Origin of the sequence: Sporosarcina sp. P16b (genome assembly GCF_002743065.1) — a bacterium.
Taxonomy (GTDB): domain Bacteria; phylum Bacillota; class Bacilli; order Bacillales_A; family Planococcaceae; genus Sporosarcina.
Genome location: NZ_PDYO01000007.1, coordinates 124083 through 146091, shown reverse-complemented (window position 1 = coordinate 146091; position 22009 = coordinate 124083). Strand labels below are relative to the sequence as shown.

Annotated in this window: 20 protein-coding genes and 1 riboswitch; of the genes, 19 read left to right on the top strand and 1 reads right to left on the bottom strand. The window is 42.3% G+C overall.

Annotated elements, in window-relative coordinates:
• Nucleotides 1-98 precede the first annotated feature (98 nt).
• On the bottom strand, nt 99-287 hold the full coding sequence (locus CSV77_RS16765) for a hypothetical protein (protein WP_144034673.1): 189 nt from the start codon (nt 285-287) through the stop codon (nt 99-101).
• Nucleotides 288-451: 164 nt separating this feature from the next.
• On the opposite strand from CSV77_RS16765, the gene CSV77_RS10545 reads away from it, so the two are divergent.
• From CSV77_RS10545 to CSV77_RS10455, 19 genes are all read left to right on the top strand, one after another.
• Nucleotides 452-979 carry a DUF2179 domain-containing protein gene (locus tag CSV77_RS10545; RefSeq protein ID WP_099631664.1) on the top strand — a complete coding sequence of 176 codons (528 nt, stop codon included), beginning with the start codon at nt 452-454 and terminating at the stop codon, nt 977-979.
• Nucleotides 976-1161: an NETI motif-containing protein gene (locus CSV77_RS10540; protein ID WP_099673386.1), complete on the top strand. Its 186-nt coding sequence runs from the start codon at nt 976-978 to the stop codon at nt 1159-1161. The genes CSV77_RS10545 and CSV77_RS10540 overlap by 4 nt, the downstream gene beginning before the upstream one ends.
• 127 nt (nt 1162-1288) lie before the next feature.
• A riboswitch (purine riboswitch) is annotated at nt 1289-1389 on the top strand.
• A gap of 160 nt (nt 1390-1549) precedes the next feature.
• Nucleotides 1550-2038, top strand: a complete 489-nt coding sequence (gene purE, locus CSV77_RS10535) for a 5-(carboxyamino)imidazole ribonucleotide mutase (protein ID WP_099673385.1) — start codon at nt 1550-1552, stop codon at nt 2036-2038.
• A 2-nt stretch (nt 2039-2040) separates the two neighbouring features.
• Nucleotides 2041-3162 carry a 5-(carboxyamino)imidazole ribonucleotide synthase gene (gene purK / locus CSV77_RS10530; RefSeq protein ID WP_099673390.1) on the top strand — a complete coding sequence of 374 codons (1122 nt, stop codon included), beginning with the start codon at nt 2041-2043 and terminating at the stop codon, nt 3160-3162.
• 36 nt (nt 3163-3198) lie between these two features.
• The gene (purS, locus tag CSV77_RS10525; RefSeq protein WP_099636891.1) at nt 3199-3453 is read left to right on the top strand and encodes a phosphoribosylformylglycinamidine synthase subunit PurS; all 255 of its coding nucleotides are present in this window, start codon (nt 3199-3201) and stop codon (nt 3451-3453) included.
• The gene (purQ, locus tag CSV77_RS10520; protein WP_099673384.1) at nt 3450-4133 is read left to right on the top strand and encodes a phosphoribosylformylglycinamidine synthase subunit PurQ; all 684 of its coding nucleotides are present in this window, start codon (nt 3450-3452) and stop codon (nt 4131-4133) included. The genes purS and purQ overlap by 4 nt, the downstream gene beginning before the upstream one ends.
• Nucleotides 4123-6354: a phosphoribosylformylglycinamidine synthase subunit PurL gene (gene purL / locus CSV77_RS10515; protein WP_099673383.1), complete on the top strand. Its 2232-nt coding sequence runs from the start codon at nt 4123-4125 to the stop codon at nt 6352-6354. The genes purQ and purL overlap by 11 nt, the downstream gene beginning before the upstream one ends.
• Nucleotides 6330-7754, top strand: coding sequence for an amidophosphoribosyltransferase (purF, locus tag CSV77_RS10510; protein ID WP_099673382.1), 1425 nt, complete (start codon nt 6330-6332; stop codon nt 7752-7754). Before purL ends, purF begins: the two co-directional genes overlap by 25 nt.
• A gap of 11 nt (nt 7755-7765) precedes the next feature.
• Nucleotides 7766-8821, top strand: coding sequence for a phosphoribosylformylglycinamidine cyclo-ligase (gene purM / locus CSV77_RS10505; RefSeq protein WP_099673381.1), 1056 nt, complete (start codon nt 7766-7768; stop codon nt 8819-8821).
• On the top strand, nt 8818-9390 hold the full coding sequence (purN, locus tag CSV77_RS10500; RefSeq protein ID WP_369802758.1) for a phosphoribosylglycinamide formyltransferase: 573 nt from the start codon (nt 8818-8820) through the stop codon (nt 9388-9390). The genes purM and purN overlap by 4 nt, the downstream gene beginning before the upstream one ends.
• Before the next feature lie 49 nt (nt 9391-9439).
• Complete coding sequence (gene purH, locus CSV77_RS10495; protein WP_099673380.1) at nt 9440-10975, top strand: bifunctional phosphoribosylaminoimidazolecarboxamide formyltransferase/IMP cyclohydrolase; 1536 nt, start codon at nt 9440-9442, stop codon at nt 10973-10975.
• Between the two features lie 21 nt (nt 10976-10996).
• Nucleotides 10997-12256, top strand: coding sequence for a phosphoribosylamine--glycine ligase (gene purD, locus CSV77_RS10490; RefSeq protein ID WP_099673379.1), 1260 nt, complete (start codon nt 10997-10999; stop codon nt 12254-12256).
• 349 nt (nt 12257-12605) lie between these two features.
• A complete protein-coding gene (locus CSV77_RS10485; protein ID WP_099673378.1) occupies nt 12606-14321 on the top strand; it encodes an adenine deaminase C-terminal domain-containing protein in 1716 nt (571 codons plus the stop codon).
• A gap of 36 nt (nt 14322-14357) precedes the next feature.
• The gene (locus tag CSV77_RS10480) at nt 14358-15344 is read left to right on the top strand and encodes a DUF3048 domain-containing protein (RefSeq protein WP_233212219.1); all 987 of its coding nucleotides are present in this window, start codon (nt 14358-14360) and stop codon (nt 15342-15344) included.
• 26 nt (nt 15345-15370) lie between these two features.
• Nucleotides 15371-15691: a YerC/YecD family TrpR-related protein gene (locus CSV77_RS10475; protein WP_099631677.1), complete on the top strand. Its 321-nt coding sequence runs from the start codon at nt 15371-15373 to the stop codon at nt 15689-15691.
• Nucleotides 15692-15773: 82 nt separating this feature from the next.
• Nucleotides 15774-16472 (top strand): heptaprenylglyceryl phosphate synthase, encoded by a 699-nt coding sequence (pcrB, locus tag CSV77_RS10470; protein WP_099673376.1) that lies wholly within the window; start codon nt 15774-15776, stop codon nt 16470-16472.
• Between the two features lie 44 nt (nt 16473-16516).
• A complete protein-coding gene (pcrA, locus tag CSV77_RS10465) occupies nt 16517-18751 on the top strand; it encodes a DNA helicase PcrA (protein WP_099673375.1) in 2235 nt (744 codons plus the stop codon).
• 27 nt (nt 18752-18778) lie between these two features.
• The gene (gene ligA, locus CSV77_RS10460) at nt 18779-20806 is read left to right on the top strand and encodes an NAD-dependent DNA ligase LigA (protein ID WP_099673374.1); all 2028 of its coding nucleotides are present in this window, start codon (nt 18779-18781) and stop codon (nt 20804-20806) included.
• Nucleotides 20790-21923: a CamS family sex pheromone protein gene (locus CSV77_RS10455; protein ID WP_099673373.1), complete on the top strand. Its 1134-nt coding sequence runs from the start codon at nt 20790-20792 to the stop codon at nt 21921-21923. Before ligA ends, CSV77_RS10455 begins: the two co-directional genes overlap by 17 nt.
• Nucleotides 21924-22009 lie beyond the last annotated feature (86 nt).

Sequence of the window (22009 nt, the reverse complement as noted above, 5' to 3'; positions counted from 1 at the left end):
AACCACTCATAACTTTCGTGGAGGAACAGTTGTCACTTTAACTGTTTCTCCACGAAAGTACAGCAAGCGTAGCGCGGTAGGCTTTTCAACATAACCGCTCAATAAATGGTGTCCACTTTCTTGACAGAAGACCATATCCGCTCAATGAAGCGTGCCATGCGCTCTATCGTTCCGCTTCCTCGCTCAATGCACCCACACCATCGCTCTACGTCAACGGTAATCCGCTCAATGCACCCACACCATCGCTCTACATCAACGGCAATAATCCGCTCAATAAAACCCATCAAGTGTACTATTCATCCCCTTATTTGACTACACGACTCCTGTCATGCATTCTATCCTTCTCGTCCACTCCACAAGCGTCCATCGTAATCTACCATTTAATAGACTTTCCTTGAGTTTTTAACTAAGGCGCGATACGATTATCCTACTTGTTTAAAGGAGTGATGCAATGGTAATGATATTAATAATTTTTGCAATCAATATTGTCTATGTTACTTTCATGACAATACGAATAATCCTGACACTGAAAGGCTATCGTTATATTGCTGCAACTGTGAGTATGATAGAGACAGTAATATACGTCATCGGGCTTGGTTTAGTACTTGATAATCTAGATCAAATTCAAAACTTGATTGCTTATGCGCTCGGGTATGGCATCGGGGTTATTATTGGTTCGAAAATTGAAGAACGTTTAGCACTTGGTTATATAACGGTTAACGTGATAACGGCAGATATCGATAAAGAAATGCCTGCTGTGTTGCGAAAACTTGGATATGGTGTTACAGACTCGGCAGCTAATGGACTAAGTGGTTATCGTTCAACTATGCAAATTTTGACGCCTCGTAAATACGAAGTGCAACTGTATAAAACGATAACGGAACTAGATCCGAAAGCCTTTATTATATCGTATGAACCTAAGTCGATACACGGTGGCTTCTGGGTGAAGAGTGTGAAAAGAGGCAAGTTATTCAAATGAGTAAACAAAAGGTCTGGTTTGATAGAGAAGAAAATGAAACGCTTGATGAATGTTTGGAAAGAATTCAAAGTTTGGGATATACCGTTGTTGCTAGAAGAGAGAAACCCCTATTTAAACAGGTTGGAGAAGAGTATATTCCAATAAGACAACAAACACAGTTTCAAGCTATCAAAAATAGCTAATAACTGTTAAGGGAAAGAGAACTAACGTTTAACCATTCATATGTCAACTTAAAGACGAATGATTGTAAAAGACCTATAATGTAATGTTCGTCTTTTAGTTGACGGATTATGTATTAATTGATAATATAATAAGAGTAAATGAGTTCCCCGTATATGCCGCAGAATTGGCTGTGGCGTTTCTACCAAGACACCGTAAATGTCTATACTATGTGGGAAAGCAATTTTTCTTGGATAATCATGGAGAATGGCTAAGTTACGATAGCTACGTATCCATATTGGTAAGGGTCCTTGAAAGTTCTGCTTTTTGTGCATGTGAAAAGTGGAGTTTTCAAGGACCTTTTTATTATTTTATATTAAATCATGTTGTGCATGAAGGAGCGGATTAGATTTGGAACCGAAGATTGGGATCATAATGGGCAGTAAGAGCGACTGGGAAACAATGAAGCATGCATGCGACATATTGGATGAACTAGGAGTTCCTTATGAAAAGAAAGTAGTGTCGGCCCACCGTACACCGGATTTCATGTTCGACTATGCGGAACAAGCGGAGAAAAAAGGATTATGCGCTATTATCGCAGGAGCAGGCGGAGCTGCCCATCTACCAGGGATGGTTGCAGCAAAAACGCTAGTTCCTGTTATTGGTGTGCCTGTGCAGTCTAAAGCATTGAATGGTATGGACTCGCTGTTATCCATCGTTCAAATGCCAGGAGGTGTACCTGTAGCGACTATGTCAATTGGTAAAGCGGGTGCTACAAATGCAGGCCTCCTTGCAGCTCAAATGCTCTGTGCACAAGATGAAGTATTACGCAATAAACTGCAGCAAAGACGCGATGAAATGAAGGAAATCTCGCTAGAAAGCAGTGGTGAATTAAATTGAAAATGATTCAACCAGGACAAACAATCGGTATCATCGGTGGTGGACAATTGGGACGGATGATGGGACTTGCGGCAAAAGAGGCTGGTTTCAAGATTGCGGTACTTGATCCAACAAAGAACTCCCCTTGCGGACAGTTAGCTGATATCGAAATAGTGGCTCCGTATAATGATGAAGAGGCATTGAATGAATTAAGCCAAGTAAGTGATGTCATTACATTTGAATTTGAAAATATCGACTATGAAGGTTTGAAGCGGCTGACAAAGAAAGCTTACGTACCTCAAGGTGCTGAACTAGTCCGTATCACACAAAACCGCATCAATGAAAAGGCCGAAATTCAAGCGGCTGGAGTACAGATTGCGCCTTACATAACCGCTGAAACATATAAAGAGTTAGAAGAGAAAATTGATGATCTTGGGTTCCCATGTATCGTGAAAACTGCTTTTGGAGGCTATGACGGTAAAGGTCAAGTAAAGCTTGAATCAAGAGATCAAATTGAAAGTGCCAAAGACTTGTTTACACATTCTCCTTGTATAGCAGAGGCATTTGTTCCATTTGAAAAAGAGATTTCCGTTATCATTCAAAGAAATCCAGCAGGACAAACATATTGCCTACCAATTGCTGAAAATATTCATAAACATCATATATTGCACGAATCGATTGTTCCGGCACGAGTAGAACAAAGGGTTCTGGAGCAAGCAGAAAATGCTGCAAAGAAAATCGCAGGCCATTTAGAATTAATAGGAACACTAGCAGTTGAAATGTTCGTACTGCCTGACGGTGAAATCATGATTAATGAATTAGCACCGCGTCCGCATAACTCTGGTCACTATTCAATTGAGGCATGTAACATCTCACAATTCCATCAACACGTTCGTGCAGTCTGTGGTTGGCCGTTACGTGAGCCGAAGTTATGGGGGTCGTCCATAATGGTGAATGTACTTGGGGAACATGTAGCACCGCTTCAAGAACGTATCGCGGACTATCCAGATTGGTCCATTCATTTATACGGCAAAGCAGAAGCAAAAGAAAAACGTAAAATGGGTCACGTGACAATTATGACAGAAAACCTTGAAAAAACTTTGCAAGAAATTGAACAGTCCGGTATTTGGCAAGATATTAACTAATAAAAACTATTATTTCCACTTTGGGAGGAACCGAAAATGACGAAAGTAACAATTTATGTAACACTACGTGAAAGTGTTGTAGATCCACAAGGCATCGCGACAACTGAAGCACTTCAAAAGATGGGCTATGAAGACGTGAAAAGTGTACGGGTTGGAAAATTAATCGAATTAGAGCTTGATGGATCAGAACAGACAATCGAAGCACGCGTGAATGAAATGTGTAACGATCTATTAATTAATAAAGTCATTGAAGATTATCGCTTTGAAATCGGGGAGGTTGCCAGCAAATGAAGTTCGCCGTTCTAGTATTCCCAGGTCTTACTTGTGATCTTGATATGTACCATGCAATTGAGGAAACAGTAAAGCAAGATGTTGAATACGTTTGGCATACAGAGGCCGACCAACTCGATTCATTCGATGCGGTTCTATTACCGACAGGCACTTCATACGGCAACTACTTGCGTCCGGGTGCATTGGCGAAAAGTTCACCTGCGTGTAAACAATTACAAGCATTTGCTGAATCAGGTAAATTAGTTCTTGGCGTAGGTAATGGTTTTCATATCTTAGTAGAAGCAGGCATTCTCCCAGGTGGATTCTTACGTAATCAAAGCTTGAAATTCCGTTCAGCCCTAGAAACAGTACGGGTGGAAAATAATAATACTGCTTTTACAAAAGACTATACACAAGGTCAAATGCTCACATTGCCAGTTGCTAATGAATTTGGTAACTACTATGCGGACGAGCAGACAGTGGAAAAACTAAAAAACAATAATCAAATTGTTTTCACATATGCGAATGAAAATACAGATGGTAGTACAGAAGCTATCGCGGGTATTACAAATGACAGAGGCAATGTTCTCGGTATGATGCCACTACCTGAACGTGCAGTAGAAGCAATCATCGGTGGAACAGATGGAACGGCTTTATTCCAATCAATCATGAACAGTCGGGGTGAACAGCATGTCAATTAATCACGAACCTACAGCGGAGCAAATTAAAGAAAATCGTCTATATCTCCAAATGGGCATGACGGATGCAGAATATGAGCGTGCAGTGGAAAAACTTGGGCGTATTCCGAATTATGTGGAAACAGGTCTGTTTTCAGCTATGTGGTCGGAGCACTGTTCATATAAAAGCTCAAAATCTGTATTACGCAGATTTCCTACTGAAGGTGCACGTGTACTACAGGGACCGGGTGAAGGTGCTGGAATTGTAGACATCGGTGACAACCAAGCTGCCGTTTTTAAAATGGAGTCTCATAACTCACCATCTGCAATCGAGCCTTTCATTGGTGCAGCAACAGGTGCTGGCGGAATTATTCGGGACGTATTTTCTATGGGTGCACGTCCGGTAGCATTAGTAAATTCACTTCGTTTTGGAGATTTAACAGAACCTCGAGATAGATTTTTGTTTGAAGAAGCAGTTGCTGGAATTGCAAGTTACGGTAATGCAATGGGAATCCCAACAGTAGCCGGTGAAGTCCAGTTCGATCAGTGCTATTCGAAGCGTCCATTAGTCAATGCGATGGCAGTCGGTTTGTTGAATCATGAAGATATTCAAAAAGGTGTTGCGGCTGGTATTGGCAACACAGTGATATACGCAGGTGCTACAACAGGACGTGACGGGATTCACGGAGCGACCATGTCTTCTTCTGAATTATCTATTGAAGAAGAGCAAGAACTGCCGGTAATGCAGGCGGGAGATCCATTCATTGAAAAGTTATTGATGGAGGCTTGCTTAGAACTAGTTCAATCAGATGCGTTGATCGGAATTCAAGATATGGGTGCGGCGGGTCTAACTTCATCAGCAGCAGAAATGGCTTCAAAAGCCGGCTATGGCGTGGAATTGAACTTAGACCTTGTACCACAGCGTGAAGAGAATATGACAGCGTATGAAATGATGTTGTCCGAATCTCAGGAACGTATGTTGATCGTGGTGAAAAAGGGTCGGGAAGAAGAAGTGATTGCCCTCTTCACAAAGTACGGAATTACTGCAGCGACAATTGGACATGTAACAGATGACAAAATGCTGCGTTTGCTTCATAAAGGTGAAGTTGCAGCAGAAGTTTCGGCAGATCTACTAGCTGAAGATGCACCGAGCTATCAGAAAGAATCTAAAGAACCTGCATCATTTGCGAAAAACCAAGCGATTGAAAACAAAGAACCACAAGTAACGGACTTAAAAGAAACTTTACTCGACTTATTGCAACGTCCTACGATTGCTTCTAAAGAGTGGGTATATAATCAGTTCGACACAGGTGCAAGAACGAATACAGTTTTAGCACCAGGGGCATCTGCAGGTGTGATCCGTGTTAGAGGAACAAACAAGGGTATTGCAATGACGGCGGATTGTAACTCTCGATTCATTTATTTGGATCCAGAAGTTGGCGGTAAGATTGCGGTAGCTGAAGCTGCACGTAACCTTGTATGTTCAGGCGCAGAACCAATCGCTTTGACTGACTGCTTGAACTTCGGTAGCCCAGACAAGCCAGAAGTATTCTGGCAGTTGGAAAAATCAGCGGACGGTATTTCAGAAGCATGTCGTAAATTAAATGCACCGGTCATTGGTGGTAACGTATCTCTTTCCAACGAAGTAAACGGTGTGCCAATCTATCCAACACCAACCATTGGTTTGGTAGGAATCGTCCATGATTTAGGTCAAGTGACAACGCCTGGTTTCAAACAAGCTGGAGATGCAATCTATTTGATCGGTCAAACAGAAACAGAGTTTGGCGGCAGTGAGTTGCAACAAATGATCGAAGGAAAGATCTTCGGTAAATCACCTGCAATCGATTTAGACATAGAGGCAACTCGTCAACAACAGCTTCTTGGGGCAATCCAAGCTGGAATCATCCAATCGGCTGATGATTTGTCAGAAGGCGGATTTGCAGTAGCGCTTTGTGAAGGTACATTTGGTTCACAAGGTTTGGGTGCTGACGTAACAGTGGAAGGCTCAGCAATCACTGCGTTATTCAGTGAAACACAGTCACGTTTCTTGGTTACTGTACAAGCTGATCAAGTAGCCGCATTTGAAGAGAAAGTTCAAGATGCTGTGAAAATAGGAACGGTAACAGATGGCGAAGAAATCGTCATCAAAGACGCAGAGGGAACTGTCTTAGTAGAAGGGACGGTAGAAGAATTCCAAACTGCTTGGAAAGGGGCAATCGCATGCTTGCTGAACTCAGAGGACTAAACGAAGAGTGCGGCGTATTTGGGATATGGGGACATGACGATGCAGCACAACTTAGCTATTATGCATTGCATGCTCTTCAGCATCGTGGACAAGAGGGGGCTGGTATCGTCGTAAAAGGCGATAATGGCCTCCATGCAGTTAAAGGTGAAGGCCTGGTCAATGAAGTGTTCTCAGGTGAAAAGTTGGACTCGCTTGAGGGACGAGGCGCAATAGGGCAAGTTCGTTATACGACAAAAGACGGACGTGGTATAGAAAATGTTCAACCACTTGTCTTTCGTTCCACAACGGGTAGCTTGGCGATTGCGCATAATGGGAACTTGATCAATGCGACAGATTTGAAAGAACATTTGGAGCGGCAAGGTAGCATCTTCCAAAGTACATCCGATACAGAAGTACTTGCTCACTTAATAAAACGAAGCAGTGGTTCACGTAATCATCGTGACCGGGTGAAGAAGGCACTGGCTATTTTAAAAGGTGCATTTGCATTCGTTTTAATGACAGATGAAGGGTTGATGGTTGCGCAAGATCCAAACGGTATGCGTCCATTATCTTTGGGGAAAATTGGTGATGCATGGGTCGTTGCTTCAGAAACTTGTGCGTTTGAAATTATCGGTGCTGAGTATGTTCGTTCTGTGGAACCAGGTGAATTGCTAATCATCAATGATAATGGATTAGTGTCTGAGCGTTTTGCAGAACCGGCAGACAACGCGATGTGTTCTATGGAGTATGTCTATTTCTCTCGTCCTGATTCAGATATCGATGGGATCAATATTCATGCCGCGCGTAAACGTTGTGGGAAGCAACTGGCGCGTGAAGTACAAATCAGTGCAGATGTCGTCACTGGGGTTCCGGATTCTAGTATTTCAGCAGCTATAGGATTCTCTGAACAAAGCGGGATTCCATATGAATTGGGATTAATCAAAAATCGCTATGTTGGACGAACGTTTATCCAGCCATCTCAAGCATTGCGTGAAAAAGGCGTAAAAATGAAACTGTCACCTGTACATCAGGTCGTTTATGGTAAGCGTGTGGTTATGGTCGATGATTCAATTGTTCGTGGAACGACATCTAAACGAATAGTCTCCATGCTTCGCGATGCGGGAGCAAAAGAAATACATGTCGTCATTGCTTCACCGCCATTAATCGCGCCGTGTTATTACGGTGTAGATATTAGTTCAGATTCAGAATTACTTGCGACAGGTCGTACTATAGATGAAATGCGCGATGTGATTGGTGCAGATTCACTATCATTCCTATCAATAGAGGGAATGTTGGAATCGAATGGCCGGTCATCTGAAATGAAAAACTGCGGACAATGCTTGGCTTGTTTCACTGGTGAGTATCCAACAGAGATTTATTCGGATACGGCAATGCCGCACGAAAAAGAAATCGTACGATAGGAGGCCTTTCCATGTCGAAGGCATATGAAAAAGCGGGAGTAAATATTGAAGCTGGCTATGAGTCAGTTGAACGCATGAAATCTCACGTAGCACGAACATCTCGTAAAGGTGTAGCAGGTGCATTTGGTGGATTTGGCGGAATGTTCGATTTATCTGCACTCGAATATAAAGAACCAGTACTAATTTCTGGAACAGACGGTGTTGGCACGAAGTTGAAATTGGCTTTCATGGCGGACCGTCATGACACAATTGGAATAGACTGTGTCGCAATGTGTGTAAATGATATCGTAGCGCAAGGTGCTGAGCCTCTCTATTTCCTTGATTATGTAGCATTAGGTAAAGCAGTTCCTGAAAAAGTGGAAGCAATCGTCAAAGGTGTAGCGGATGGTTGTGTACAATCGGGGGCAGCATTGATTGGTGGAGAAACGGCTGAAATGCCAGGACTTTACGAAGAAGATGAATACGATTTGGCTGGTTTTGCCGTAGGAGCGTGTGAAAAGAGCAAGCTTGTTACGGGTGAACGTGTGCAAGCAGGAGACGTACTAGTTGGAATCGCATCGAGCGGTATTCACTCGAACGGCTACTCTTTAGTACGCCATATTGTATTCGAACAATTGGGCGCCGATATTAACGATACGATTGAAGGCTATGAAGATCTTGGCACAGTAGCTGATGCACTGTTAAAGCCAACTAAAATCTATGCAAAGCCGGTACTTGAAATGCACCAACAGCTTGACGTGCACTCCATGGGTCATATTACAGGCGGTGGATTCTTTGAAAACCTTCCGCGTATGTTCACTGAAGAATTTGGAGTAGAAGTAGATCTAGGTGCTTGGCCAGTACTTCCTGTATTCCACATGTTGAAAGAAAAAGGTGAATTAACAGATCGTGACTTATATAGCGTATTCAACATGGGTGTTGGATTCGTTGTAGCCTTGCCGGAAGCAGAGGCTGAAAAAGCAATTGAAATCGCAAAAGCGCACGGTGAAGAAGCATATGTAATCGGACGTGTTACGAAGCATGCAGGCGTAACATTTAACGGTGAGCATGACGGGACATTGTCATAATGAATAAAGTAAAGATCGCAGTATTTGCTTCAGGAAGCGGTAGTAACTTTGCCGCTTTGGCAGAGGCTTGTAAAGCGGAGCGAATTCCAGCTGAAATCGTTTTGATGGTAACAGATAAACCAGATGCTTTCGTCAATGAACGGGCGAATGAAAAAGGTATTTCAATTGCAGCCATACGTCCTCGTGACTTCGAAACGAAAGAAGCATATGAACAAGCAATACTCAAAGCATTACAAGAAGCACAAGTGGAGTGGCTAATATTAGCTGGCTATATGCGATTGATCGGTCCAGTTTTATTGGATGCATATCCTGAACGGATTATCAATATCCATCCATCGCTGTTGCCTTCATTCCCAGGTAAGGATGCAATTGGACAAGCAGTAGCTGCTGGCGTTAAAGTAACTGGTGTCACAGTTCATCTGGTAGACGAGGGGATGGATACGGGTCCGATTTTAGCGCAACGCGCAGTGGATGTTGTTGATGGGGATGCCGAGCAGACCGCTTTAGCTATCCATGCCGTAGAACATGAATTATATGTAGCAACATTGCAAAACGTATTTAAAAATTGATGAGCCTGTTGAGATGACAGGCTTTTTTTATAAACTGGAGGGAATTCCTTTGAAAAAACGCGCATTGTTAAGCGTATCGGATAAAAGTGGAGTAGTAGAATTTGCGAAAGAACTTGAACAGCTTGGATATGAATTATTGTCTACTGGTGGTACGATGAAGCATTTGAAAGACAATGGCGTTGCCGTAACGGCTGTAGATGAAGTAACAGGATTCCCTGAAATCATGGAAGGCCGCGTGAAAACGTTGAACCCGATGATTCACGGTGGGTTACTTGCAAAACAAGATGACCCTGGACATCAAGCACAAATGGAAGAGCACGGCATCCAGCCAATCGATGTAGTTTGTGTGAACTTGTATCCATTCAAAGAAACGATTTCCAAACCAGATGTATCAGCGGAAGATGCAATCGAAAATATCGATATCGGTGGACCAGCAATGCTTCGCGCCTCTGCGAAGAACCATGCATACGTAACAGTCATTGTGGATGCAGCTGACTACAGTGTAGTACTTGACGAACTAAAAGCGGATGGCAAGACGACTCTTGAAACACGCCGTCGTTTGGCAGCTAAGGTCTTCCGTCATACGGCGGCTTATGATTCATTGATTTCAGGCTACTTAACAGACCTTGCAGGCGAACAATTCCCGGAACAAGTTACCTATACATACGAGTTGAAGCAACCATTGCGTTATGGAGAAAATCCCCATCAGCAGGCAGCATTCTATAGCCGTCCGCTTGGATCTGATTTCTCGATTGCCTATGCGGAACAGCTTCATGGAAAAGAACTATCTTATAACAATATCCAAGATGCGAATGCAACGATACAAATCGTTAAGGAATTTTCCGAGCCTGCAGCTGTAGCAGTTAAGCATATGAATCCATGTGGTGTGGGTACAGGAGCAACCATTGCTGAAGCTTTCCAAAAAGCCTACGAAGCAGATGCTACGTCTATTTTTGGCGGAATCATTGCATTGAACAAAGAAGTAGATCAGGAAACAGCAGTGCAACTTGCTGATATATTCCTTGAAATCGTTATTGCTCCTTCGTTTACAGAAGAAGCACTTGAGACGTTGACGAAAAAGAAAAATATTCGTCTCTTGACGATTTCATTTGAACAGCAGAAAAAAGATCAGTGGAACACGGTATCTGTTGAGGGCGGATTATTAATGCAACAGCCTGATGCCCACGGTTTTGAAGAAGCGGATATCAAAGTGGCAACAGACCGTGAGCCGACTGAGGCAGAATGGAATGCGATGAAACTTGGATGGGCCGTTGTGAAACACGTGAAATCTAATGCAATCGTCATTACGGATGAGCACATGACAATCGGTGTTGGCGCAGGTCAGATGAACCGTGTAGGTGCTGCGAAAATTGCTCTGACACAGGCAGGCGAACGTGCAAAAGGGGCAGCTCTTGCTTCTGACGCATTTTTCCCTATGGATGATACGGTTGAAGCAGCGGCAAAAGCGGGCATTACAGCAATCATTCAACCGGGTGGTTCGGTGAAAGATGAGGATTCCATTAAAAAAGCCAATGAATACGGCATTACGATGGTATTCACAGGCGTACGTCATTTCAAACATTAATAGTGCAGGGAGTAGATGAACATGAAAGTACTTGTAATTGGAAGTGGCGGTCGTGAACATGCGATAGCCAAACAGTTCAACCAAGCGCCTTCTGTATCGGAAGTATTTGTGGCGCCTGGTAATGACGGAATGCAGCAAGATGCAACATGTGTCCATATTGCAACTACAGACTTTGAAGCTTTAGCAGATTTCGCAATTGAACAGCGTGTTACGTTGACGTTTGTTGGACCAGAACAGCCGCTTGCGGAAGGTATTGCTGATTACTTCCTAGAAAAAGGTTTAACAGTATTCGGTCCGACCCAGGCAGCTGCTCGTATCGAAGGTAGTAAGTCATTCGCTAAGGAGATCATGGACAAATATGATATACCAACAGCGGCTTATGGAACTTTCACGGATGCTGAAGAAGCAAAATCATTCATCCGTGAACAAGGTGCTCCAATCGTAGTGAAGGCTGATGGATTAGCAGCTGGAAAAGGCGTAATTGTCGCAATGGAATTACAGGAAGCATTAGACGCGGTAGATGACATGATCGGCAATCAAAAGTTCGGTGAATCATCATCACGTGTGGTGGTAGAAGAATTTTTAGATGGCGAAGAGTTTTCATATATGTCGTTCGTCCATGATGGACAAATCTATCCAATGGTAATTGCACAAGATCATAAACGTGCGTATGATGGAGATCGTGGTCCAAATACAGGTGGAATGGGAGCTTATTCCCCAGTCCCACAAATTTCGGATGCAATTGTGCAGGAAGCGTACGATCGTGTAGTCGTACCAACCGTTGAAGCTATGACGGAGGAAGGAATTCCTTTCACAGGAATCCTGTATGCTGGTTTAATACTTACTGATCAAGGTCCGAAAGTTATTGAATTTAATGCCCGCTTTGGTGATCCTGAAACACAAGTTGTCTTGCCACGTATGAAGTCGGATTTTGGTAAGTTCATGGAAGCCCTGATGGCTGGAGAATCATTTGATCTTGAGTGGAATGAAGAAGCGATGTTAGGCGTAGTCATTGCATCGGAAGGGTATCCTAACGACGTAGTGAATGGTCACGCACTTCCTAACCTTGATGTACTAACAGATCAAGGGCTTGATGTATTCCATGCAGGGACTAAACTGGAAGATGATCGCTTTATCGGAAATGGTGGTCGTGTACTTCTCGTTGCAGCGAAAGCAGCCACTTTAAAAGAAGCACAAGAAAAAGTCTACACTGGTCTCGCTGATCAACAATGGGATGGATTCTTCCATCGTACGGATATCGGATGGCGTACATTTGAATAATAGATGAAACAGGATTGTCTTAGAAGTGTTGTCTGACTTCTAAGACAGTCTTTTTTTAATACTGAAGGAAGATGTTTAGTGTTTACGAACTTATAGTAAATGCTGCATACACCTTAGTTGAGTTGAAAAATATGTTATCCACAGCATTTTTTATGATCTGTGGTTTATAAGTGGAAAAGGTGTGGGTAAGTTGTTGGTAATGTGTGTAAGTTTCCAGTATTTTGTGGATTAGTGAAAATCTACTTGTGGACAACCTTTGTACGACACATCTATTCGGGATTGGATTGCTATGTTACTATAAAGCAATAGTTAACAAATAGTTAAAAAACTTTTAGGGACGGTGATCTGCATGTGGAGTGCGAAAGAAATACAGTCGCAACTAGCGATTATTAATGGTCAGAAAGCGCCTGACATCGTAATTGAAAATGCTACCTACTTACATTCTATATTCAAGAAATGGATGCAAGGGAATATTTGGATTCAGGGTGACCGGATTGTCTATTTAGGGGAACGCATGCCGGCTTTGCTTGAAGGAACAGAACGTGTCGATGCTTCAGACAAGAAAATAGTACCGGGATATATCGAGCCGCATGTTCATCCATTCCAATTATATAATCCCGAAACATTTGCAGACTATGCCTCTCGCCGTGGAACAACGACTTTTATATCAGATAACCTCATCTTGTTTTCAATGCTGAATCAGCAAACTGCAATTACATTCATTGATCAACTAAATGAACTGCCATTTGCATTTTATTGGTGGGCACGTGTTGATTCACAAACCGTACTGCAAAATGAAAAAGAACTTTTCAATCCAGTAGATATTGTGAAATGGATGGAGCGTCCTGATGTGTTGATGACAGGAGAGCTGACAGGTTGGCCTAAATTACTACAAGGTGATCAAAATATGATGCAGTCATTAGTAGAATCAAAACGTCTTGGTAAAAAGATTGAAGGACATTTTCCGGGTGCATCGGAACGTACACTGGCCCGGATGAAATTACTTGGAGCGGACGGCGATCATGAAGCGATGACTGTGGATGAAGTAGAAAGACGCTTGCAGCAAGGGTATGCTGCCACATTACGCTATTCATCAATTCGTCCCGACCTACCAGATTTATTGAAAGGTATTGTAGAGAAGGAATGGGATGTCTTTGATCATTTGATGATGACGACTGATGGTTCTCCACCTTCGTTCTACCGTGAAGGTGTTATGGACCAATGCATCCAGGTAGCACTTGACGCGGGAGTATCACCGATTGATGCGTATCAAATGGCATCGTATAACGTGGCGAGGTACTATGACATTACGGACTTGCATAGTGTAATTGCGACGGGCCGTTTTGCGACATTGAACTTTTTAGAGAATGAACATAACCCTGTGCCGACTGACGTGTTATCTAAAGGGAAGTGGGTTCTACGAGATAGTACATCGTCTGACGCCTTTAAAGCAGTAGATTGGAAAGCATTACCGACATACGAATTGCCTTATGAACTGACAGATGAAGACTTCACATTCTCATCTTCAATAGGGATTCAGATGGTCAATGATGTTATTACGAAAGTATACGAAAGTGATCTGGATCTCACTAATCCCACTATTGCTACTGGTGATGAGTGCTATTTGATATTACTGGATAAGAACGGAAAATGGCGAGTCAATACTATGTTGAAAGGGTTTGGTAATAATCTGCAAGGTTTTGCATCTTCCTATTCAAATACTGGAGATGTATTATTGATAGGACAGGATTGGCAAGAGATGAAGAGAGCATTTAATGAAATCAAGAATATAGGTGGAGGCATGGCACTCGCTGAAAATGGTAAAATTATTGAAACATTACCATTAGTGGTAGCAGGCGGACTGTCAGTTCAACCGATGGAAGTGATCATCGAAGAAGAGCTAGCAATGAGAAAAGCATTAGGAGAACGTGGCTATGCACATGGAGATGCTATATATACATTATTATTCCTTCAATCTATTCACTTGCCATATATCCGAATCACGCCAGTTGGTGTCTTGCAAGTAATGAAAAATGAACTATTAATTCCTCATGTAGAAAGGTAGGAACGTATATTGTTAGGGAATGGACGGAAGTTACTCATGATAGCCTTAGTTAGCGCAGTATGTCTTGGAGGTTGTTCTTCGAAAGATCAATCTGAACCGGAGGAACAAGAAAAAACGAATGAAGTATCGTTGTTTACAGGCGAGATAATTGCAGACTCCATAGATAACCGTCCTGTTTTAGCGACCATTAGCAATATACCTGCTGCACGTCCGCAGTCGGGACTTTCAGATGCCGATCAGATATATGAATTCTTAGCAGAAGGTCAAGTTACGCGCTATGCTGCACTTTTTCAAAGTAAAGTACCGGATCAGTTAGGGCCAATTCGAAGTGCACGTGATTATTTTGTACAATTAGCTGTAGGTATGGATGCATTTTATATAGCGCACGGTTATAGTCCGGATGCAAAAAAATTACTTGATGATCGAGTAGTCGATCATATAAATGGCATAAATCATGACGGGACATTATTCGAACGTTCAGCAGAACGCCGTGCTCCACATAACTCTTATATTTCAAAGGGACATATTGAAGAAGCTTTTAGTCTCGTGAATGCTTCTGAAAAGATCACTGCACGGCCGTCCTTTTCTTTCCTAAATCCTAATGAAAGTGATAAAATAGGGGATATGGCATCAACGGTACAAGTATCGTATAGTTCAGACCCGAATTTTATTAGTACGTATCAATATAATCAACAAGCAAATCGGTATTATCGTTCTGTCAATGGCATTGATACAGTGGATAAGTTAAACGAACGACGAATAGAATTAGCGAATATTATCGTGATGGAAATGGATCATCAAACAGTTGATCAAAAAGGCCGACTTGCAATAGATCTAGAATCAGGTGGCCCTGCTATGCTGTTTCATGAAGGGATCGCTAAACCGATCGAATGGCAAAATAAAGATGGGTTTTTAACTCCAATGGATCAAGGTATACCTGTTAAATTAACCGTAGGAAAAACTTGGATCCACATTGTTCCATCATTATCGGGTCCTTCTGCTTCCGTCACTTATACTCCGTAAGATCGACATAGAGAGAGGGCGAGAACATGCAAATAGATAAAATTCGCGGAGAACAAATAGATCAATTGTTTCAAGCCATTCTACAGCTGAAAAATGTAGAAGAATGTTACATGTTTTTCGATGACATTTGCACGATGAGCGAAGTTCAATCACTAGCACAAAGACTGGACGTCGCACATAAACTTAAACTGAAAAAAACATATGATAGTATCCAACAAGAAACAGGTGCAAGCACAGCTACGATTTCCCGCATACGTCGTTGCGTAGACTACGGGTCTGGTGGTTACAACCTCATGTTGGATCGACTCTATCCTGAACTCCAAAACAACCAAACAAAAAACGACTAACACAACCGGCCAGGGATAAAACCCCACCGGTTTTTTAAAAGTTATATAAAACGAATATACTAAAAGAAGGTGGAAAGAAAATATGGACTATAAAACATGGCGGCATGCATTTAAAATTGATCCGGCCAAATACCTCTCAGATGAACAGATAGAAGCGGTGGCGGAATCTGGAACAGATGGAGTCATCATCGGTGGATCTGACGGAATTACATTGGAAAACGTACTTGATTTACTTGCACGTTTCCGTCGCTTTTCCGTGCCACTTGCATTAGAAGTATCTACTGTAGAATCGGTAACACCAGGCTTCGATTATTACTTCATTCCAACGGTCTTAAATACGACAGATTCGAAATGGCTGAACGGTTTGCATCACGAAGCACTTCGAGAATACGGCCACATGATGAACTTCGATGAAATGGTTACAGAAGGTTACTGCATTTTAAATCCGGATTGTACAGCCGCGAAAGTGACAGGTGTAGATCGTGTTCCGGATGAAGAAGATGTACAAGCATATGCACGTATGGCTGAACACTTATTTTCCTTGCCGATTTTTTATTTAGAGTACAGTGGACAATACGGTGATCCACAAATTGTTCGGTCAGCGAAAGAGTTACTAACTAACACTCGCCTCTTTTATGGTGGTGGAATTCGCTCAACAGAACAAGCAAAAGAAATGGCGGCCATTGCAGATACTGTAGTGGTAGGAAATGTTGTATACGAAAATCTACAAATGGCTCTTAAAACAGTCGATGCTGTGAAATCTGTTCCTTTACCTGTGTGAGTAATATATAATGAGAACAAATGTTCATTAAAGGCGGTACGAATATGAATAAACTATCAGATGATTTACTAAAAGGCATGAATCCTGAGCAAGCGCGCGCGGTCAAAACGACAGAAGGCCCTTTGCTAATTATGGCGGGTGCTGGTTCAGGAAAGACTCGTGTATTGACGCACCGAATTGCATACTTGGTTGTGGAAAAACAAGTGTATCCTTCCAATATATTGGCCATTACATTTACCAATAAGGCGGCACGTGAAATGCGTGACCGAATTGATGGCCTACTTGGTCCGGGTTCTGGAGAACGTATGTGGGTTTCAACATTCCACTCGATGTGTGTTCGAATTCTACGTAGGTTCGTGGATCGAATCGGTTTATCCAAAAACTTCACGATCCTTGACAGTGCGGATCAACTAACTGCAATGAAACGTGTTTTGAAAGAACTGAATCTCGACCCGAAGCAGAATGATCCGCGAGCAATGCTCGGAATAATTAGCAATGCGAAAAATGAATGTATGGATGCGATTGAATTCCGGAAAAATTCGAATCCTCAAAACCCTCATGAACGTACAGTAGCAGATATTTACGATCGTTATACTAAAAAACTACGTCAGAACCAATCAATGGATTTTGATGATTTAATTATGATGACCACGGTCTTGTTTGAACGAGTTCCTGAAGTGCTCGAGTATTATCAAAATAAATTTCAGTATATTCATGTGGATGAGTACCAAGATACAAATAACGCGCAGTATCGTCTCGTGAAAATGCTGGCATCAAAATTCCGTAATGTCTGCGTAGTAGGCGATTCCGATCAGTCAATCTATCGCTGGCGTGGTGCGGATATCGGTAATATTCTGTCTTTCGAAAAAGATTATAAAGAAGCGAATGTTATTCTTTTGGAACAAAACTATCGTTCCACCAAGAGAATTTTGCAAGCAGCAAATGAAGTGATCGACAATAACAAAAGTCGCTATGATAAGAAATTGCGCACAGATAACCCCGAGGGCGAATTAATCTCAATCTATAAAGCGCGCGACGAAAAAGATGAATCACAATTTGTTGTGCAACAAATCATTGAGTTAAAAGAAAAACTAGGATTAACATTGGATCAATTTGCGATACTCTATCGAACTAATGCACAATCTCGTCTAATTGAGGAATATTTATTGAAGTCAAATCTCGATTATACAATTGTAGGCGGGACGAAGTTCTATGACCGCAAAGAGATTAAAGATCTACTCGCCTATTTACGTCTCATTGCGAATAACGATGATGACCTAGCTTTAGCGAGAATCATTAATGAACCTAAACGAAGCATCGGTGCAACTTCATTTGAACGCATGGCTACTTTTGCATTACAAAATGAACGCTCCATATTTGATTCGCTGCAGGAAGTGGATTTCATGGGTTTACCTAAACGAGCATTAACAGAAGCGGTAAAATTCCATGAACTCATCAATGGATTCACTCAAATGCAAGAGTTTTTATCAGTAACTGAACTAGTGAAAGAAGTCATTGATAAGTCAGGCTATCGTGAGATGTTGGAAAAAGAAAAATCCATTGAAGCAGAAAGCCGTCTGGAAAATATTGAAGAGTTCCTATCGGTTACAGAAGCGTTTGAGAAACGTGCTGCGGAAGAAGAGGAGGAACCTTCACTCGTTGCATTCTTGACAGACCTCGCTTTAGTAGCGGATATCGATACGTTGGATAAAGAAGAGAACACTTCTACTGAAAAAATCGTCCTAATGACGATGCACGCAGCAAAGGGCTTAGAATTCCCCGTGGTCTTCGTTCTCGGCATGGAAGAAAACATATTCCCACATATTCGGGCACTGACAGATCCGGAAGAAATGGAAGAAGAAAGAAGACTCGCGTATGTGGCGATTACACGCGCGGAACAGCGCCTTTACCTGACTAGCGCAGGTCACCGGATGTTGTTCGGTAAATCAAGCTTTAATCAACCATCCCGTTTCCTCAATGAAATCTCGCAAGAACTGACAGAGCTGTTGGCCGATGGGAATGGCATGAGTGTACCTTTCGCCCAAGCACCTAAAGCAAAAGCCAAACGTCCTGCGGTCAAACGTCCAGCCTATAATGAAAGTGGCGGAGAAAAAATGCAGTGGAAACCCGGAGACAAGGCATCCCATAAAATATGGGGAACTGGAACGGTTGTGAGTGTTAAAGGTAAAGCAGATGATATGGAACTGGATATTGCATTCCCAAATCCAGTAGGTATTAAGCGATTATTAGCTAAATTCGCACCGATTGAAAAAGAATAAAGCCTCTTTAAGGAGTGTGGAAAATAGATGGATGATGTTCTAGAACTAGAGAAGCGGGTAGCGGAGCTCAATAAAACATTGCATAAATACGGGCGCGCATACTATGACTTGGATGCCCCCATCGTTCCCGATTCAGAATATGATAAGAAGATGAAGGAATTGTTGGCGATTGAAAAAGAACATCCCGACTTGATCTATCCTGATTCACCGACACAACGGGTGGGTGGAGAACCACTTGAGGTGTTTAAAAAAGTCGTTCATCGTTATCCAATGCTAAGTTTAGCGAACGCCTTTAATGAAGAAGACTTAAAGGATTTCGATAGACGGGTAAAAGAAGCAACAGGTAACGCGGTGTATGTTTGTGAACTGAAGATCGATGGTCTTGCCGTTTCATTGCAATATGAAGAAGGTCGCCTTGTGCAGGGCGCTACTCGTGGAGATGGTTCAGTTGGAGAAGACATCACAGCTAACTTAAAAACTATTCGCTCAATTCCACATAAATTGAATGAGCCTTTAACGATTGAAGTGCGTGGCGAAGCGTATATGCCGAAGAATTCATTTGTTAAATTGAATGAATACCGTGATGAAGCGGGTGAAGTTCCTTTTGCCAATCCACGAAATGCAGCTGCGGGATCACTTCGTCAACTAGACTCAAAAGTAGCAGAGAGCAGAAATTTAGCTACTTTCATTTATGCGGTAGGCGGCGATGCAGATGTCTATGGTCTAGATAGTCACACGGATGCGCTCAATAAAGTGGATGAACTAGGTTTGACGACGAATAAAGAACGTAAGCGTTGTACAACAATTGAAGAAGTATTGGACTACGTAGCCTACTGGTCAGAAAATAGACTACACCTTGATTATGAAATTGACGGTATTGTAATAAAAGTCGATAACTTCGAATCGCAGGAGCAACTGGGCTATACGGCAAAGAGTCCTAAATGGGCAATTGCCTATAAGTTCCCTGCAGAAGAAGTGCACACTCAACTGTTGGATATTGAGTTAAGCGTAGGGCGGACAGGTGTAGTGACACCAACAGCTATTCTTGAGCCCGTTCTTGTGGCAGGTACGACAGTGGGACGAGCATCTTTGCATAACGAAGACTTGATCCGAGAGAGAGATATTCGTATCGGTGATCACGTCGTGTTGCGAAAGGCAGGCGATATCATACCTGAAATCGTCATGTCATTGAAAGAACAGCGAACGGGTGAAGAAGAACCATACCATATGCCTGACAACTGTCCTGTTTGCGATTCAGAACTTGTTAGGATTGAAGGGGAAGTAGCGCTGCGTTGTGTGAACCCTAAATGTCCCGCGCAGATGAAAGAAGCGTTAATCCATTTCGTTTCAAGAAGAGCCATGAATATAGATGGCGTGGGCGAAAAGCTTATTGAACAATTGTATAAGGCTAATTTGGTACAAGATGTATCTGATTTATATATTTTAACGAAAGAGTCGCTATTGAGCTTGGAACGGATCGGTGAGAAATCCGCAGCAAATATTTTGACGGCCATTGAACAGTCGAAAGAGAATTCATTGGAAAAATTGCTATTTGGATTGGGTGTTCGTCATGTCGGTGAAAAAGTTGCAAGAATCTTAGCGGAAGAATACCGTACTCTCGATGTGTTAGAACAAGCAACAGAAGAAGACCTTATGAAGATTTTTGAAATCGGTGCGATAGTTGCTGATTCTGTGACAACGTACTTTAGTACAGAAGAAGTTCACGAAGTGATGAACAAGTTGCGCTCTTACGGTGTAAATACCGTTTATAAAGGTGCCACACGTGAAGAGTTGCCAACTACTGGACCTTTCGCCGGAAAAACCATCGTATTGACAGGAAAGCTCTCAGAATTGACGCGTGGTGAAGCTAAAGAACAAATTGAATCACTTGGCGGAACTGTTAGCGGCAGTGTTAGTAAGAAAACAGATCTGGTCATTGCGGGTGAAGATGCAGGATCCAAATTGACCAAAGCAAAAGAATTGGGGATTGAAATTTGGGACGAACAAGCTATGCTTGATGCCCTTGGAGTGGATATGAATGAAAAGAAAGACTAAATGGCTTATAACGGGTATTCTGTCGGCAGTATTGCTGACAGGCTGTGTACCTTCGCCGAGCGATGATCAGGAAAAAGCAGTGCAGGAAACAGAAGAGAGTGAGCAGGAAATGGTGCTCATCCCTGATGCTCAAATTAAAAAATCCTATTACCGGACACCGGTTCCATTTAAAAAGAGCGCCAGCCGGGGGTTGATCGTCAATAATCTCCATACGAAGTACGATATTCAGGAAACAGAGGAAGGCTTACTGCGCCTGTCATCGTTGTATTACGACCCGAAAGATTATTTCTTCCAGGAGGGTCAGTATATTGACCGCGATACTGCGAAGCAATGGATCTCCAGAAAATCCAATTTTGAAGCAGGTCTCAATCCCGCAATAACCGATGATATGTCACCGGCTCAAATTGCAGATGAGGCACCGATATATCTTGCACATATCGTCGAGCAAAACTATTTACAAATGACGGACGATAAAAAAGTGAAATTGGCTGGCATTTCTATTGGACTAGCGATGAATTCGGTGTATTATCCACGTGAAGCCAGTGAACGTCGGATTGATGATAAAACAATTGAAGAAAAAGGCAAGAAGATGGCGGATATTATTTTAAGTCGGTTACGCAGTAAACCAGAGCTTGCTGATATACCAATAGCGGTTGGACTGTTTAAGCAAGAAAGTCGCAACGATATTGTACCCGGTACATATTTTGCCACTTCATTTGCTGCAAAAGGAAAAAAAGAATTCACGGGTTGGAAAGAAGTAGACGAGCAGTATGTATTACTTCCCGCGACTTCAACAACAGGGAATTATCGTGACTTGAATACGACATTCAAGAACTTCAAACAAGACATTGATGATTACTTCCCGAGCTTTGTAAATGTCATTGGAACAGCTTTTTATAAAGATCAGAAACTCAATTCATTACGCGTGGAAATTCCTATACAATTTTTTGGCAAGACGGAGCTGATTGGGTTTTCACAATACTTAACTTCATTGGTTAAAACACATTTTAAAGATGTTCCCATTGAAGTAAGTGTTACCTCAGTAAATGGGCCCGAAGTGCTGATTGTAAATGACAAGGATCGGGAGGAACCGTTTGTACACGTCTACGGATATTAACAGATTTTAGGGAGTAACACGAACTTTCCAAGAAACTGATTAAATGGTATGATTAATTGTACGATTGCAAAATGAGGAGGAACGAT